The 243-nt window shown below is 37.9% G+C and carries 1 protein-coding gene; it reads left to right on the forward strand.

Annotated features, from left to right (window positions below; genetic code table 11):
• On the forward strand, nucleotides 1-243 hold a 243-nt coding region (locus E1176_RS19930), incomplete at both ends, for a hypothetical protein (protein WP_185152432.1).

Consider the following 243-nt stretch of genomic DNA (forward strand, 5'->3'; position numbering starts at 1 on the left):
AGCTAATCACTTTTGATGGAGACACTATTACAAGTGGTACGATCTACGACAACTTAACCCTAAGACGTAGCGACTTCACTAAATTCTATGAAGGTTCTACTGACTTAAGTGAAATAGTAACTATTCCTGCGGATGAAGCAACTATTACAAATTTCGCATATGATAAAGATGCTGGCATCATAACATACGATTATGACATTGTCATACAGCCTGGGCGAGTTTATGGAAATTCCACTGGAAACA

Origin of the sequence: Fulvivirga aurantia (assembly GCF_009711475.1) — a bacterium.
GTDB classification, from domain to species: domain Bacteria; phylum Bacteroidota; class Bacteroidia; order Cytophagales; family Cyclobacteriaceae; genus Fulvivirga; species Fulvivirga aurantia.